The sequence below is a fragment of the Victivallaceae bacterium genome (assembly GCA_036659455.1).
Classification (GTDB): Bacteria; Chlamydiota; Chlamydiia; order Chlamydiales; family Chlamydiaceae; genus JAVXCN01.
In genome coordinates this window covers 559603-576562 of sequence record JAVXCN010000001.1, presented here as the reverse complement: position 1 = coordinate 576562, position 16960 = coordinate 559603, and the positions used below count along the sequence as shown (strand labels likewise).

Here is a 16960-nt window from a genome sequence, read left to right as displayed (position 1 = left end):
CCTTGATTTCGATCCGATTATTTTTGTCGTACTATGTAGTTCGGTAAAGTGAGGGGAGGGCGATTTTCTTATGGAAAGATGGCTGAGTGGTTTAAAGTACGTCCCTGCTAAGGACGCGTACCTTTAAAGGTACCGAGGGTTCGAATCCCTCTCTTTCCGTATTTGGTGTATCGTTAAATCTTTCCCTGTTGAGATAACTGGTTTGATTTCTTATTCTCGGTTAAGGTAGCGCAGAAAAAGTGGCGTTTATGTTGCCTGGGGCATACGAGTCCGGTATAATCTCTGGTGTTGTAAATATATGAAAGCTCTAGATCTTTTGTATTCAAGAGATTTTAGAGAACGAGTTTATGTTGAATTATTGCAATTTTGTTTCCATATCCCGTTTAGGTTTCACTTTACTATTTTTTCAAAGCAATCCTTTATTACGCTTGGTAGCGGTTTCTGGGGCAGTAATCAGTGATTTTTTGGATGGGTATTTAGCCAGAAAATTTCTTTTGACCACTCAATTCGGGGCTGTATTGGATCCGTTGATGGATAAATTATTCGTCGGAACTTCCGTCATGATTCTTTGTATGGAAGGGGCTTTATCATATAAAGAACTGTTAATGGTTTTGTCGCGTGATGTTTTTCTTTCATTATTCGGTTTATATTTAACCTTGGTTCGCGCTTGGCGAGGGTATGATTACAAAGCGATGTTTTGGGGAAAAGTTTTCACCGTAGCTCAGTTTTCGGTTCTCATTGCCGTTACTTCATCCGTAAAACTCAGTTTTTTTTATTTTTACTCTTTCATTGGACTCGGCATTTTGGCATTTGTTGAAAGAGTAGCCGATTATAGAAAGAAGAGACTGAGCTGCTCGGATAATCTCGGACAATGAGGAAATAAAAGCTTGAAATCTAGGTGTTTTTCTTGTAAAATGCTTTTCTCGATGGGCAATGAATCTGAGGTTTTAGTCTCTTTAAATATGATTTCATTTGTCGTTTCGATTTAAACACGAGGGTTCTTTTGTTCCTGTATCTTACATGTGACGGAGGCGTTTATGTCATCCGATGACTCCAAGGGGTTTTCTAAGTTCAGGTCGTTTGTTTGGCCTATTCACTCTTTCGAACTTAAGAAGTTTCTTCCCCTATTCGCGATGGCTTTTTTCGTCGGCTTTAATTACACGCTTCTCAGAAACATGAAAGATACGGTTTTGGTTTCTTTTTCGGGGGCCGAAGCTATTCCTTTCGTGAAAGTTTGGGGGATTGTTCCTGGGGCTGTTATCGTTACTGCTCTTTACGGACTGTTAAGCAATAAATACAAGAGATCCGTCTTTTACTTTTTCATTACCGGATTCTTGATCTTTTTTGCTTTGTTTGTATTCGTTTTATATCCTATGGGAGATGCTCTTCATTTTCATCGTTTCGGAGACTTTTTGTTGAAAGTCTTGCCCAACGGATTCGGTGGTCTTATTTCCGTAATTCGTTATTGGAGCTTCAGTTTATTTTATATTATTTCCGAATTGTGGAGCACGGCCGTTCTATCCATGTTGTTTTGGGGAGTGGCTAATGAAATTACTTCAATTAAAGAAGCGGGGCGATTTTACAGTTTAATTAACACGGGATTGAATTTATCCAGCGTCGCGGCGGGTATTCTTGTAGTGTTTATCAGCAAGCATCATCTGTTGACACTTTCCTTTGCTAAAGATGTCTGGCACAATTCGATGATTATACAAACCTGTCTCGTGTTGGGAGCAGGGGGGGTCATTATTCTTTTATACCGACAGCTTTCCAAGAATCTAAAGGACGTCCAACTGAAGATATCAGAGGTTTCAATTAAACAAGTAAAAGCGAAAAATAAATCGGAAAAGTTCAAGATTAAAGATCTTCTTATGTCTATAGCCGGTTCCAGATATTTGCTTTATTTGGCTATAGGAGTCCTGTCCTATAACTTGGTTATTCATCTTTTTGAAGTAGTTTGGAAACATCAAATTGGCCAATTATATCCCAATGCCCTTGATTTTAATATTTATATGGCTAAAGTGGCCTGGGTTACCGGAGCCGTTTCCACTGTGGTCGCTTTGTTGGTTTCGGGTCAACTGATCAGGAAATGCGGATGGACTTTCGGTTCGTTCATTACACCAGGGGTTTTGGCCATTACGGGATTCTGCTTTTTCGCTTCAATCTTTTTAGCTAAGCGGGATTTATTTTTAGGAGCCTTTTTTTCAGGTATATCTCCTTTGGCATGCGTAGCTTGTTTCGGTTCTTTGCACAACATATTGTCTCGTTCCGCAAAATTTACCTTCTTCGATATGACCAAAGAAATGGCTTTCATACCTTTACCGGATAGCATGAAGCTTAAAGGAAAGGCCGCTATTGACGGCGTGGTTTCGAGAGTAGGTAAATCGGGCGGATCATTTATTTATCAGATATTATTAATCTCTTTTTCTTCAGTGGCTGGAAGTATTAACATCATTGCCGCCTTGATTTTTTTGATTTTAGGGGGCTGGAGCATCTCTATATTTTTCTTGGGTAAGCGTTTTAAGGCTTTGGTGGAAGAGAAGAACAAGGAAGAATTTCTTATTCCTTCCGTTGTCGATTCGAGCTTATTCGGTCTTGAATCCGATATAAAACTTTCCGAGCAGGCGGTAGAAGGAATTCATACGGAGCCCACTGTGTCCGAGTTAGCTAACGTTTGACAATCTTATCTTGTTAAAATTTCTTTCTAAAAAGTTTAAAAGTGCGTTATCTTTTGGTTACGTTTCAATACTTTTGAAATTCGGCTTGGTTTCGGATTATTGGTTCGCGGTGTTGTAATGTTGAATGCTCACACCTTGTTTGTAGCATTGGTTTGATTAAGAGAGGATATTATCGGATATGATTAGAACAATGTTTCGTATGTTTGCGAAAGCTTTTTTAGGTTTAATCGGGTTGAGCGTAGGTCTGTTATGTGCCTTAACGGTGCTATTTAGTTTTATTGCTTCCGTAAACGGAATTTCCGGTAGTCAGCCCGGTTTAAGGCTTTTGCCTGATGCTCAAGGGGTCATAAAACCTCTCGGCAAAGAGGCTCCGATTGTTGCCGTTATTGAATTAAACGGAGAGATTAGTCGAAGTAACCAAACCTATAAGCAAATACAAGCCTATTTTTCGGATATGGATAAAGATCTTTTCAAAAAGCGTTTGAAAGGAGTGGTTTTTCATATTTCTTCTCCCGGGGGTGAAGTTTTTGAGGTTAACCAGATCTACTCGTTTGTACAAGATTGGAAAAATCGCAGGCAAGTTCCTCTTTATATTTATGTTGACGGACTATGTGCTTCCGGAGGTTATTACATAGCTTGTGCCGGAGACAAGATTTGTACGGGAGACATAGGGATAGTCGGTTCCGTTGGAATCGTATCCTCTCCTTTTTTCAACGTAAAAGAGGCTTTAACTAAAATTGGCGTCAACTCGTTGATCTTATCTTCAGGAAAAGATAAGGCTACCTTAAATCCTTTTATGGATTGGACCGATCAGGAAAAAGATAAGAGACAGGATTTATTGAACTTTTTCTATGATAAATTCGTCAGCATTGTTACGGAAAATCGAAAGTCGCTTTCGAAAGAACGCTTGGTCGATTTTTTGGGGGCCGATATTTTTTACCCGGAACAAGCTTTATCTGAGGGCTTGGTTGATCAAATCAATGTTTCACGTAATCAAGTCATTGAGGAATTAACCGAAACGGTTGGTATCAAAGAAAATTATCGTGTTATCGGTTTGGGTAAGGATAATTGGTGGAAGAAAGTAGTACTCACGCTTTGTCGTAGTCCTTTAGTGTCGGGACAGATAAAACATGAGGTTACTTTGACCGATTTAGAAACAACAAGTGCTCCTTGCGGTTACTTGTATGACGGTTTAATTAGTGGGTAAAAAACTTTTTCTTTTAGACGCTTCAGGTTTCGTTTATCGAGCATACTGTGGTTTGCCCGTGATGAATTCTCCTAAAGGTGAAAGCGTTCAAGCCGTTTTCGGTTTTATTCGGTCATTGAATAAATTATCTAAAGATTTTGATCTTCAATATCTGGTTGCCGTTTTTGATGGCCCCGATAATAAAAAAAGCCGTCATTCGATTTATTCCGCTTATAAAGCTAATCGTATTCTGAAATATCCCGATCTCCCGCGTCAATTGGAATTGGCTAAAGAATACTGTCGTTTATCCGGAATCAGGTATTTCGATGAACCGGGTATAGAAGCCGATGACGTAATCGCTTCTCTCACAAAAACAGCCCTAGAAAAGGATTTCGAAGTTTACATTTGTACAAGTGATAAAGATCTCTGTCAACTTATAAGAGAGAGAGTTTTTCTGATTAACCCATGGAAAGATAATTTGATAACCGGTTGTCGGGAAGTCAATGAGCGTTTCGGTGTCGGTCCTGCTTTAATCCCCGACTATTTGGCTTTAGTGGGAGATGCTTCGGATAATATTCCGGGAGTTCCCGGTTGTGGGCCAAAAGGAGCTACTCGATTATTAAACGATTTTGACGGTGTTCAAGACTTGATTGCAAACGTAAATCGTATTAAAAACGGCAAAACGCGACAATTAATCTTAGATCACAGTGATCAAATACTTTTGAGTCGTAAATTGGCGGTTGTAGATGAAGATCTTCTTTTGAACAATATTGATGATAAAGATTTTTTGTTTCAAAAGAACCCTGAACGGGATTCCGATTTGAAAGTTTTTTATTTGAAGTTGGGTTTTAAATCATTAATCACGAATAGTTTTTCTTTCGATAAAAATTCGAATCCTAAGTGCGAAATCATTACTACGAAAGAACAGGCTGATTCGCTTTTGAGTGAATGGCGGGGAGGAATGGATATTGCCGTAACCACTGCTTATACCGGAAAAATTTTAACTGAAACGAACCCTTACGGAATCGCCTTTTCTTACGGTGAGGAAGCTTGGTTTTTACCGAAAGACTTGATGGTTGAGTGTTTGGATTCTTTACGGAACTTTTTTCGGGACACCTCAATTATATTTTATGAAAATAAATATGATAGGCATGCGTTAGCGAATTTCGGTATTAATACCGTCAATGTAGGATTCGATGTTATATTGGCTGCTTATCTTTTGTCTTCCGATAGAGGAAGACCGGTTTTTTCCGACTTGGTCAATGATTTTTTTCCGGACGCTCCTCAAGGATTGTTTATCCGTGAATATGGTAAAGAAGGATTTCCCGTTACAAAAACCGTAGAAGAACCGCATATCTATTTTGGATTATTTGCTTATTATATTGCTAAGTTGAAAACGGTTTTAGCTGAAAAATTACGACAAACCGGGTTGAACGAATTATTCGAAAAATTGGAATTGCCTCTATCGTCCGTACTGTTTGATATGGAAAGAGAGGGTATATTTTTTGACATAGACGGATGCCGAGCATTGTCTCGCCAAATAGAATGTGATTTAGCAAGAGTGACTAAAGAAGTCTATGTTTTTGCGGGAGAAGAATTCAACCTCAAATCTTCAAAACAATTAGGTAGAATTTTATTTGAAAAATTGGGGTTAAGGAAAATTAAAAAAGATTCGACAAATGTTGAGGTCTTGGAACAATTAGTTCATCAGCATCCTATAGCGGCTCCTGTTTTGGAATTCAGGATGTTGGAAAAATTGCGTTCCTCGTATCTCTTGTCTTTAATTGACTGTGTGGATCCGAAAGACGGTTGTATTCACTGTACTTTTTCTCAGGCTGTGACAGCTACCGGACGTTTGGCTTGTCGAGATCCAAACCTACAAAATATACCGGTCAGAACAGCCCTCGGTAAGAAAATTCGGGAAGTTTTTATTCCGCGAACGTCCGGTAATCGGTTGCTGTCTGCCGATTATTCCCAAATAGAACTTCGATTTTTGGCGCATTTCAGCAATGATGAAAATTTGACGAAAGCCTTTTTTTCCGGAGAGGACATACATATTCATACCGCGGCTGAAGTGTTTGAGGTGTCTCAGCAAGACGTGACGTCAGAACAAAGACGACAGGCAAAAGCAGTAAATTTCGGAATAGTTTATGGACAACAAGCCTTCGGATTGTCTAAAGTTTTAAAAATTGATTTGTCAAGAGCTCAGGAATTAATAGAAGCTTATTTTCGGAAATATACGGGGTTGGAAACTTTTATTAAAGAGACCCTTCGTAAGGCTGCCGATGAAGGAAAGGTCAAAACGATTTTAGGACGAGAGAGAGTTATTGACGGTTGGTCTAAATTCGTCGACAAGGCCCAGTCCGGACGTTTGGCGATCAATACTCTATTACAAGGGAGTGCTGCAGACTTGATTAAAAGGTCTATGTTACTATTGAGGAGTGTTATTGAAAAAGCCGGTATTAAATCCAAATTGCTTCTACAGGTGCATGACGAACTTTTATTCGAGGCTCCGGAAGAAGAATTGGAGTTGTTACAGGGGTTGGTTCGAGAGAATATGGAGGGGGCTTTGGATTTAAAAGTTCCTTTGGTAGTGAATATCTTGATTGGAAAAAATTGGTCTGAATGCTAAATTTGAAGAAGGTTTCCGTAACTGGCGACCTTGCGTCAGGTAAGAGCGAGGTTTGTCGTTTCTTTTCCGACTTGGGAGCTTTTACGTTAAATGCCGACAGAATCGCAACGGAACTTCTGGTTCCGGGTACCGTTTACGGCGATCGGGTCGTTGCCCTTTTAGGAGAAGATGTTGTCGTTGAGGGGCAATTTGACAGGAGGCGAGTTGCCGAAAAGGTTTTTAAGGAGCGGGCTGGAGGTGATTTTGTTTTACTTAAGCGTTTGGAAGCCATCCTGCACCCAGGGATTCGACGGATTATAGAGGAACGTTACTTATGGGCTGTTCAAGAGGGTGCATTCCCTTTGTTCGTTGTCGAAGTGCCTTTATTATACGAAACTAAGGGAGAGGGTTGGTATGATGTTGTTATATTTGTTTTAACTCGTTCCGAAATTCGTCAAAAGAGATACATAAAAAAAACGGGTCGCTTGGATTTCACTGAAAGATGTGAGCGGTTTCTGCCTACGGAAGAGCGAGTCTCTCGTTCTCATATTATCATCGAAAATAACGGTAGTTTAGAAAACTTGGGAGATCAAGTGGTTAAATATTTTTATTCTTTAAAGGAAAAGTTATGACTGAAGAACCTTCTTCGATTGTGTCGGATAAAGTAAAGAAAAGTGCTCCGATAGCAACTACGCCACCACCGGATCGAATTATATCCGAAGAATCGACGGGAGGAAAAACAAGTGTTCCGGAAGCACCTGTTATCCATACCATTACGAAAATTTCCAAGCTTCAGCGTATGGAGATTGAGGAATTAAATCAGATAGCCCGTCAGTACGGTGTTAAAAACATAGCTTCGTTAACTAAGTCTCAGGTCGTTTTTGAAATCGTCAAATCCAAATCGGAGAAATATGACGAGTTGTTGATAGGAGAAGGAGTTCTTGAAGTTCTTCCGGATGGGTTCGGATTTTTGCGGTCGCCTACTTATAATTATTTGCCTTCTGCAGAAGATATTTACGTATCGCCGGCGCAGATTCGTCGTTTTGATTTAAAAAAGGGCGATACGATTATGGGAACGATTCGTTCTCCGAAAGAGAAAGAGAAATATTTCGCTCTGTTAAAAGTCGATAAAATTAACGGTTCGACTCCGGATAAGGCAAAAGAAAGGGTTCTTTTCGAAAATCTAACGCCTTTGTATCCCAATGAGCGAATTGTTATGGAAACGGGTAGAGAGCGTTTATCCGAAAGAGTATTGGATTTAACGGCCCCTATAGGGAAAGGCCAAAGAGGATTGATAGTAGCTCCTCCTCGTTCCGGAAAAACCATGATTTTACAAAGTATTGCCAATGCGATCGCGATTAATCATCCGGAAGTTATCCTAATCGTTTTGCTTATCGATGAAAGACCTGAAGAAGTAACCGATATGATTAGGCATGTTCGCGGAGAAGTTGTGGCTTCTACTTTCGATGAGCAACCGGAACGACATATTCAAGTAGCGGAAATGGTTATCGAGAAAGCCCGCCGGTTGGTTGAACACGGTAATGATATTGTTATTTTGTTGGATTCGATTACGCGATTGGCAAGAGCTTATAATACCGTTCAGCCTCATTCCGGAAAGATTTTGACCGGAGGAGTTGATGCAAGTGCTTTGCATAAACCCAAAAGATTTTTCGGTGCGGCACGAAATATTGAACACGGAGGTTCATTAACTATTCTTGCTACCGCCTTAATTGAAACGGGCTCCAGAATGGATGAAGTCATTTTTGAGGAGTTCAAAGGTACGGGTAATATGGAATTGGTTCTTGACAGACGTTTGGCGGATAGGCGGACCTATCCCGCTATCGATGTTATTAAGAGTGGAACAAGAAAAGAAGAACTTCTTTATCATCCCGGAGAACTTGAGAAGGTCTTTTTATTACGGCAAGCTATGGCGGATTTATCTTCGATTGATGCCATGCATTTACTGCTGGGTAGGCTGAAAAAAACCAACAGCAATGCTGAGTTTCTGTTGTCTTTAAAAGAATAGTTCTTTGTGTTTGGCATGTATTAAAAATTTAGTGTCGGAACAAACCCGCTTATGAAAGTGGAAATTTTCGTTTCGGCATAACAAATGAATGATTGTCGTAGTTTGAAATTAGAGCTGCCCGTCCGTACTGATGGGCAGCTCTTTTTATTTTTCAAAAATATCACGGAAAAATCGTATTTATTACCGGTAAGACGGGTTGTATTTGAAATATGACAGATCCTTCTTTATTTTCGGGTACCATTGCCTTCGGGACCGGTTATGAGGTAACCGACTAAGTCGTTCCGCGGGAACGGATCTATTTTCGGTTTCATCTTCATATTATCGGAGATTTAAAGATTTTACATCATTTATCAAAGGACGAAGAATTGCCGAAGTCTTTTGACCGGACGCTTTATGTTTATTATTTATTCAAAATGAACAACGGCATCCGTGTAATACGAATGTTGACGGTGTTATTATTGCATGGATTTTTAAGAGGAGAATCATAAATGAAATACGGCCTTATTGAAAGAGAACGATGAGAGATAACGAAACGTTATATGTCTACTTTCCGGGGCATAAAATATGCCTACGTGAAGGATTGATATGTTTCGGTTTTTTAGTGAACTTGTTATCGTTATGTTTAAAATATTTTTAATATTGTTGACTTGCTTTTTAGAGGAGTCGATCGATGTATATTCGTAACGTGCGCTTCTTAGATGGTCGTCGAAGAGATATTTTTTCAGTCAGTGAAGGGGAAGATATTGACGGTTATGATTTCTTGGCTATTCCGGCCGTGATTGACGGACACGTCCATTTCAGAACACCCGGTTATGAATATAAGGAAAATTGGGAAACCGGAGCTGCTGCGGCTATTTACGGCGGAGTTACCAAAGTGTTGGATATGCCTGATACGAAGCCTTTTTTGGATACGTTTCTTGTAGGCAAGTCTAAAGAAGAAATTGTACAAAAACAACTGAAGGCCGTAGACATTCCTCTCGAATTTCGGTTTTATTTAGGAGCCGTCGGTAATAATCTCTTTGAAATAGAATCTCTTCCCGAACACAAGGATCTTTTTTGTGGGGTAAAAGTATGTATGGATGCTTCTACCGATTCTCCTATAGGACAAGTTAATTTAAAGGCTGTTTTTAGAGCTGCTGCGGAGGCGGAGATAGTCGTTGCCGTACATGCGGAAGACGAACTTATTCTTAGAAGAGCTGCTGCCGATACGGCATTAAGCAGTTATTGGAGTCCGGCAACTCATTCTCTTTTAAGACCTCCTGAGGCTGCTTTTAGAGCGGTTGCTGAAGTGTTGGATTTAGCAGCTAAATATGGGACGAAGCTTTACATTTTACATGTCAGCACGGAAAAAGAGATAGAGCTCATTGAAAATGCCAAGAGATCGGGAGTCACGATTTTTGCCGAAGCGGCATTACCGCATTTATTTTTTGATATCAGAGATTATATAGGGTTGGGTAACCGTGCAAAAGTAAATCCGCCTTTGAGAAATCCCGGAGATCGAGAGGCTTTATGGGAAGCTTTGAAAAACGGAATAGTCGATACGGTAGGTAGCAGCCACGGGCCTCATCTACAAGAGGAAAAAAATGCCGAACGTGAGAGCCTCGCGGGAATGCCCGGGATCCAATTCCTGCTTCCTCTGTTGGCGAATGCGGTATCTCAAGCTAAGATTGATTATGAAACTCTTGTAAAATTGACGAGCGGGAATATTACTTCGATATTTGCTTTTTCGCCTACCGAAGATTGGACTCTCATTAAAGAAGATCTGGAAAAAATAGTTACCGAAAATGAAATCCTATCCAAATGCGGTTGGAGTCCTTATGTAGGAAAATGCTTGGTCGGTTGGCCTATTTATACGATTTTAAAAAAACGATTGTATCGTTCCGGAGGATGGAATGAATATATCAATCGCCGATAAAAGTTTGGGAGAAAATAATGACGTCCGGGAGATTGCGATTAGGGACCGAAGGATATTCGGCCAATAAAAAAGAACGCAATTTATCGGAAAGATCCTTTAATGTTTTTAATGTTAAAATTTCGTTTTTTATTCGAATTCCAAAGTATTTTTTGTTGCAGTAATAAGTTATTTCGAGATCGGAAAAATGAAAATGATCGGAAATCGAGTCACGTACGGTGAATCCTATAAACAGTTGAGAGGCCATACTTATGACAACAAGTTCTTCGATTAATATTTCCGTTGTGAGGGATTCGACTTTTTCTCGTAAAGAGATTTCGTTTTTTCATGATATAAGACAACCTTATGAGGAAAATTTTGCCGTCGATTTTCCTGACTTTTAATGAAAAAGATACATCAGGATTATGAATTTTGAGCATGGGAAGAATTATGCAACCGCATCATTTTCAAGATTTTTCCGAGATCCGTGTGGACGCGGTTATAACGATTATCGGTATAATCCGGGTCCCGTTTATAGCATTAAATTTTTTTGAGGAGACTGATAATGAATGAATCGATAAGAGTCGCAAGTGAGCTTTATAAAATCGGAGCCATAAAAATCGGAGAATTTACCCTTAAAAACGGAAGTCAATCTCCTTTGTATATTGATTTAAGATTGATGATTTCCGACCCGCTTTTACTGCAGGCCGTAGCTAATCTTATTTGGAGAAAGGGGCCTGAATATAATTGCAGCCTGTTATGTGGAGTCCCTTATACGGCTTTGCCTATCGCTACTATCATCTCTCTAAATAATAATATCCCTATGGTTATGCGACGCAAAGAGATCAAAGATCACGGAACTAAAAAAAGACTGGAGGGCATTTTTTCTCCCAATCAAACCTGTTTGGTTATTGAAGACGTAATGGTTACGGGTTCAAGCATTATGGAAACCTGTGATCTGTTAAGAGAAGAAGGGCTTGTCGTTAGAGAGGCTCTTGTGTTTCTGGATAGATTATGCGGAGGATGTGCCAATCTTAAAACAAAAGGCATTCAAGTGAAATCGGTATTCACATTACTTTCTTTAATAGAAGCGCTTAATGCTTCTTCGGTGATAACTCCCTATGAATACTCGGATTTGAAAAAAAGAGTCGAAGAGTCCGTTGAAGATATCGTTTTATGAAACTGTCTTACTTAGAACGTGCCGCGAAATCACGTCATCCGCAAACTAAGCGTTTGTTTGAGCTTATGGAAACAAAACGTACGAATCTGGGAGTGGTTTTAGATGTCGGCAATGCCGAAGAATTACTGGATTTAGCTCATCTTTTAGGACCTGAAGTTTGCCTAATCAAAACACACATCGATATTCTTAACGATTTTCGATATGACACGATGCTGGAACTAAAACGGTTATCCGTTGAACATAAGTTTTTAATTTTTGAAGATCGAAAATTTGCCGATAGCGGGTTTATTGCCGCTAAACAATATGCCGAAGGAATATATCGAATAGCTGAATGGGCAGATGTCATTAATGCTCACATATTGACGGGGTCTGGTATCATAGAGGCTTTAGCAGCCGTGGGACAATCGAAAGGAAAAGGATTACTTTTGTTATCCGAAATGAACATATGCGGAAATTCGTTTTCGGAGATTTATGCAGCAACCGCTGTTAGATTTGCCATTCAATATTCGGATTTCGTCATGGGTTTCATTTCTGGGCGAAAGATATCGTTCGACGATACAATGGTTTATATGACGCCTGGTGTTCATATGGATCCGGACGGTGATAATCAAGATCAAACGTATAGAACTCCGGAAGAGGTGATCGCATCGTCAGGTAGTGACGTAATCCTTGTTGGTAGAGATATTTACGCTAATCGGGATCCTTTGGAACAAGCGCATATCTATAAAGAAACAAGCTATTCTATTTATGCTCAAGGTATAGTTAAATAAAATTATTTTTATTATTTTATTTATTGGTTTTTATTAATTTTTTATTTATAAAATTAATAAGGAGTCGATCTAATGTCACTTAATAAAAATATTAATTTTATTAATTTTATAGAGAATAATGAAGACTCATCATTCGGTTGTAGCGATATTCTGGATAGAATCGGAGTGATTCTTCTTTGCGGCGGTGAAGGGAAGAGATTGTCTCCTCTTACCCAGACCAGGTGTAAGCCTGCCGTTTCGTTTGGCGGTCGTTATAAGTTGATCGATATTCCGATCTCTCATGCCATAACATCGGGATTGTCTCGAATTTTCGTTATAGGGCAGTATCTGACCCATACGTTACAAAATCATATATTCGGCTCTTGCCATTATCCGAGAGGTAACACGGAACCTCTGATACATCTTCTCTCTCCCGAAGGTGAGAATCCGGTTTGTTATAAGGGAACCGCTGATGCAGTAAGACAAAACATCAGCTATTTCGAACAATTCGATCTCGATTATTTTCTTATTCTGTCCGGTGATCAATTATACAACATCAATTTTCAGGAAATGATCGGATACGCGCGGAAAGTAGATTCGGATATGTTAATTGCGGCTCAGCCCATACCTGAAAAAGATGTTTCGAGAATGGGTATTTTAAAAATCGATGAGTCGAATGGTCAAGTTATTGATTTTTTCGAAAAGCCGGAAAGCGAATCCGTAATAGAATCGTTCAAGATTTCCGAAGAAATGATGAGTAAATTTAAATTCGGCAGAGATGCTTCGCTGTTTTTGGGATCGATGGGAATTTATCTTTTTAAAAAAGAATCGCTATTTTCTCTTCTTACCGAAGATCCGAGAGATGATTTCGGTAAACATCTCATACATTCTCAGATTAACAAAAAAGGTCTTTTTGTTTTTCTTTTCGATGGTTATTGGGCTGATATCGGAACCATAGAATCTTATTACGAGGCAAATTTAAAATTGATTCGGAAACGACCGGAAGAAAGCGGAAAGGGATTGTGTTGTTACGACAATAGAGGAACCATTTTCAGTTATCACCACAATCTTCCCGGAGCGATTATTAATAACTCTTTGATTTCGAATTCATTGATTTGCGAAGGATGCGTCGTTGATCAAGCTTCGGTTTCGGGAAGTGTGCTAGGGGTTCGTACGACTATAGGAGAAAATACTAGGATTTCGGATTCCGTAATCCTAGGTAACGAGTATTATGGGGGAAATGTAGGGATTTCTTCCGATTGCGTTATAGAAAAGAGTATCGTCGATGAAAACGCCTTTTTGGGAAAAGGTGTTCAACTGATTAATAAACAAGGATTTATTAATTTTGATTCCGAAGATAATAATATTTCTGTGAGAGATGGCATTATAGTGGTTCCTAAGGGAACGATTCTTCCCGATTACTACGTTTTTTAACTTCCCTTGTCGGTTTTTGTCGGTTTTTGTAAAATTGAACATCTATCTTTTTGAGCTTTTCTATTCGTGTTGAAAATAATAGCGGATCTTCACTTAGCTAAAGGTGTTCCTCAGAAAACTATGGAAATTTTCGGTGATGCATGGTTAGGGTATATGGATCGCATTCATGATGCTTGGAGTCGTAACGTTTCCGAAAAGGATATCGTATTGATTCCGGGAGATATTTCCTGGGCTTCCGATTTGCAGGAATTTAAGACGGATTTATCTTTTTTGGCTGATTTACCGGGAAAGAAAGTATTTATTAGAGGAAATCATGATTATTGGAGTTCTGCTTCCTACAAAAAAATTTCGGCAATCCTCCCTAAAGATTGTTTTTTCATTAAGAATAATTGCTTTTTGCTTCCGGAAGCTTCCGTAGCCATTACAGGAGCGAGATTATGGAATTCGGAATCCATCGTAACGGATTCGCGACTTTTTAATGATGATCATGGAGATACCGATGAGAGGCATATTCGAAGGGATTCTTTGGAAGATCGGAAAATTTTTTTAAGAGAACTGGATAGATTGGAACTCGGATTGAAGGCCATACCGGAAAATTTTGAAAGACGTATTGTCATGACTCACTTCCCTCCGATCAGCTCTGACGGAACTTCAGGGCCTGTGTCCGATATGCTTGAAAAATATAACGTTGAGGTATGTTTTTTCGGTCATTTACACGGCATAAAATCTGTCTTTCGAAAGGAAAAGCCTATTTTCGGAAAAATAGGACGTGTCGATTATCGATTAACGTCAGCCGATTTTTTGAATTTTAATCCTCTGGAATATCCGTTGAGTTTATGAGAATATTATCGGGTCAATATAGAGGCATACTTTTAAAGTCTTTCAAATCCGTAAAAATAAGACCGACTTCCGGTCTTCTTAAAGAATGTTTTTTTAATATTTGTCGCGGTTATATCGAAGGCGCACATTTTTTGGATTTGTTTGCAGGTACGGGAGTCGTAGGGTTAGAGGCTTTAAGTCAAGGCGCTTCTTCCGCGGTTTTTGTCGATTCCTCTCATGATTCAGTACGGATTATTAAGGAAAATTTAAAACGTGTCAAACCTCGAGAACCCGTTAAGATTATTTCCAAAAACGTATTTTGCGGATTGAAATATTTAGCCGGTATCGGAGCCTCGTTCGATATTATTTACATCGACCCTCCTTATGAAAATATTCCTTGTATCGTTCCGAATCTTTTGGAACAAATCGTTAATGAAAAATTATTGGTTGCGAAAGGAGTTATTTTCGTTGAATCCCATAAAGATTACGAAATGAGGATCCCCTCCGTATTGAGTAAAGTACGTTTTAAAAAATTAGGAAGTTCCGGTTTTGCCGAATATAGATTGAGATCAGAGCCGTAAATCATACTTGTCAAAACTTGCTCTCTTGGATATTGTGTGGCTGGGGGTATAAAGAAATCGGGAGAGGTCGATGTTAAAATTTTATAGGAAATTGTTGGGAAGAACGTTTTTGCTGGCAATTCTCATAGTGCTGGGCGGATGTAGCGGCTTTTCCAAAAAAGTGATGATAGGTCGCGATGTCACATGGTTCCCTTATCAATTCGGATTATTTACTCCTAACGTTAACGCTTTCGTGAATGTCCTTTCCGATTCCATCGGAAAAGAAGAGCATTTTGATTGTAGTATCGTTAATTTGGATTGGGTTCGTTTAAAAGAATGTTTAAACCAAGGTCAAGTGGCCGGCATATTTACTTGTACGTTGCCGGGATATGATGTGCTTGATTATTATGAATTTTCCGAACCCTTATTATTGACAGGTCCTGTTTTAGTCGTTAAAAAGGGAAGCACTTTTCGAACTTTCGACTCGTTAAACGGAAAAACGATAGGAGCGTATCTTTTCGACTCTTCATCTGTAGAGGCACAACAGATTCCGGATGCCGTTATTTTGACGTTTGATCATATCCCGAATGCATGTGAGGAGCTGTTGCAAGGAAAATATGATGCCATTTTAATTCCGGCGCTTAATGCTTCAAATTTAATCTCGACAGTCTATCAACGGGATCTCGACATTGTTTCCGAGCCCTTGACTTCTGACGGTATACGTCTTATGGTTGTTAAAGATAAGGAAAGTCACTTAATCCGCGTCTTCAATCGAGGGTTGACGAAATTGAAGAACAACGGAGAATACGCTAACTTAAAAGCGGTCTATGAAGTTCCTTAAATATTTTTGAGAAGCTTTTCGGTTTTTACTTTTTTTGTCGTGCGAATAATTTCCGTTAAAGCTTTCGGTAAGATGTCCGTTTTCCCTAAAGCAGGCAGTCTATAAGCATTAAACCCATTTTCTCGGAGTAAGGGTAGATATAGCTTTTCTATCTCATACAGAGTTTCCAGATGGTCGGAAAGAAAACCGAAAGGAATGATAACGGCATTCTTTTTATTCTTTGAGGCAATCAATTGCTGACATACGACTTCCGTATAGGGAGTCACCCATTTTGCCGGGCCGAATCTGGATTGATAGCAGAGTATATTGTCGGACTCAGGGAAGTAAGACGCAATCTTTTGAAAGGAAACCGAACATTCTCGTACGTAAGGATCTCCCGACAAAACAAAGGATTTGGGGATTCCGTGAGCAGAGAAGATAAGTATGCAATTTTTGGGTGTTAATTTTCGTTTTTCCAGATATTGCGATAGATGTTTGACTTGCGAAAATACGAATGCCGGATGATTTCCGAAAGATTTAATCCATTCAAGGCCATTCGAATCGAGATGTTTCGAAAAAAAATGCGCAATACTTCCGGTTACTGAGTAAGTGAAATAGGGAAATAAAGGAAGAACCGTTATTTTGTATTTTTTTTGCAATAAAGACCGCAACTCTTCCAAAAACACTTCATGAGTATCCGGAAGATAACGGTGAAAGGGGATTACCGGAACTTGTAATTTTAAGCGTAGTTTTTGTGCCAGAAAATTTGTGTCGCGATAAATAGGAGATTTACCGCCTATGGTTTGATAGAGGGCGGAAACTTTTTTGGTTCTTAATTTTGCTATTAAAGTAAAGAAAGGACGGTGAAGACATAAAGGACGAAAATTTCCGGTCAGGTACGGATCCGTAAGAAGAGCTCTCAGAAAAGGAAAGACGTCTTCCGTATTTTTAGGCCCTCCGAAGTTAGCTAAAACATAAGCCTTCATTATGTATCCGAATGTATCCGATA

At 39.3% G+C, this 16960-nt stretch carries 16 protein-coding genes and 1 tRNA gene; 15 read left to right on the top strand and 2 right to left on the bottom strand.

Going from position 1 to position 16960, the window contains the following annotated elements:
• Positions 1-72 precede the first annotated feature (72 nt).
• The 8 genes from RSA43_02670 (at position 73) to RSA43_02635 (ending at position 10413) form a co-directional block, all read left to right on the top strand.
• Positions 73-159: transfer RNA gene (locus tag RSA43_02670), tRNA-Ser, on the top strand.
• A gap of 188 nt (positions 160-347) precedes the next feature.
• Positions 348-875 (top strand): CDP-alcohol phosphatidyltransferase family protein, encoded by a 528-nt coding sequence (locus RSA43_02665; GenBank protein MEG2496188.1) that lies wholly within the window; start codon positions 348-350, stop codon positions 873-875.
• 162 nt (positions 876-1037) lie between these two features.
• Entirely contained in the window at positions 1038-2675 is a 1638-nt protein-coding gene (locus RSA43_02660) for an Npt1/Npt2 family nucleotide transporter (protein ID MEG2496187.1), read from the top strand.
• Between the two features lie 190 nt (positions 2676-2865).
• Complete coding sequence (locus tag RSA43_02655) at positions 2866-3882, top strand: S49 family peptidase (GenBank protein ID MEG2496186.1); 1017 nt, start codon at positions 2866-2868, stop codon at positions 3880-3882.
• Positions 3875-6493: a DNA polymerase I gene (polA, locus tag RSA43_02650; protein MEG2496185.1), complete on the top strand. Its 2619-nt coding sequence runs from the start codon at positions 3875-3877 to the stop codon at positions 6491-6493. Before RSA43_02655 ends, polA begins: the two co-directional genes overlap by 8 nt.
• Positions 6487-7104, top strand: a complete 618-nt coding sequence (gene coaE / locus RSA43_02645) for a dephospho-CoA kinase (protein MEG2496184.1) — start codon at positions 6487-6489, stop codon at positions 7102-7104. Before polA ends, coaE begins: the two co-directional genes overlap by 7 nt.
• On the top strand, positions 7101-8498 hold the full coding sequence (gene rho, locus RSA43_02640) for a transcription termination factor Rho (protein MEG2496183.1): 1398 nt from the start codon (positions 7101-7103) through the stop codon (positions 8496-8498). The genes coaE and rho overlap by 4 nt, the downstream gene beginning before the upstream one ends.
• A 670-nt stretch (positions 8499-9168) precedes the next feature.
• Complete coding sequence (locus RSA43_02635) at positions 9169-10413, top strand: dihydroorotase family protein (protein MEG2496182.1); 1245 nt, start codon at positions 9169-9171, stop codon at positions 10411-10413.
• On the opposite strand, the gene RSA43_02630 is transcribed toward RSA43_02635, so the two are convergent.
• On the bottom strand, positions 10400-10657 hold the full coding sequence (locus RSA43_02630; protein MEG2496181.1) for a hypothetical protein: 258 nt from the start codon (positions 10655-10657) through the stop codon (positions 10400-10402). The two genes, RSA43_02635 and RSA43_02630, sit on opposite strands and share 14 nt — an antisense overlap.
• Positions 10658-10661: 4 nt before the next feature.
• On the opposite strand from RSA43_02630, the gene RSA43_02625 reads away from it, so the two are divergent.
• From RSA43_02625 to RSA43_02595, 7 genes are all read left to right on the top strand, one after another.
• Positions 10662-10793 (top strand): hypothetical protein, encoded by a 132-nt coding sequence (locus RSA43_02625; protein ID MEG2496180.1) that lies wholly within the window; start codon positions 10662-10664, stop codon positions 10791-10793.
• A 161-nt stretch (positions 10794-10954) separates the two neighbouring features.
• The gene (locus tag RSA43_02620) at positions 10955-11569 is read left to right on the top strand and encodes an orotate phosphoribosyltransferase (protein ID MEG2496179.1); all 615 of its coding nucleotides are present in this window, start codon (positions 10955-10957) and stop codon (positions 11567-11569) included.
• A complete protein-coding gene (gene pyrF / locus RSA43_02615) occupies positions 11566-12339 on the top strand; it encodes an orotidine-5'-phosphate decarboxylase (GenBank protein MEG2496178.1) in 774 nt (257 codons plus the stop codon). The genes RSA43_02620 and pyrF overlap by 4 nt, the downstream gene beginning before the upstream one ends.
• Before the next feature lie 72 nt (positions 12340-12411).
• Positions 12412-13752 (top strand): sugar phosphate nucleotidyltransferase, encoded by a 1341-nt coding sequence (locus RSA43_02610; GenBank protein ID MEG2496177.1) that lies wholly within the window; start codon positions 12412-12414, stop codon positions 13750-13752.
• Positions 13753-13818: 66 nt separating this feature from the next.
• On the top strand, positions 13819-14592 hold the full coding sequence (locus tag RSA43_02605; GenBank protein MEG2496176.1) for a metallophosphoesterase: 774 nt from the start codon (positions 13819-13821) through the stop codon (positions 14590-14592).
• Entirely contained in the window at positions 14589-15152 is a 564-nt protein-coding gene (gene rsmD / locus RSA43_02600) for a 16S rRNA (guanine(966)-N(2))-methyltransferase RsmD (protein MEG2496175.1), read from the top strand. The genes RSA43_02605 and rsmD overlap by 4 nt, the downstream gene beginning before the upstream one ends.
• Positions 15153-15222: 70 nt before the next feature.
• Positions 15223-15972, top strand: coding sequence for a transporter substrate-binding domain-containing protein (locus RSA43_02595; protein MEG2496174.1), 750 nt, complete (start codon positions 15223-15225; stop codon positions 15970-15972).
• Here the strand turns inward: RSA43_02595 and hemH are convergent.
• Complete coding sequence (gene hemH / locus RSA43_02590) at positions 15969-16937, bottom strand: ferrochelatase (protein ID MEG2496173.1); 969 nt, start codon at positions 16935-16937, stop codon at positions 15969-15971. The two genes, RSA43_02595 and hemH, sit on opposite strands and share 4 nt — an antisense overlap.
• Between the last annotated feature and the right edge of the window lie 23 nt (positions 16938-16960).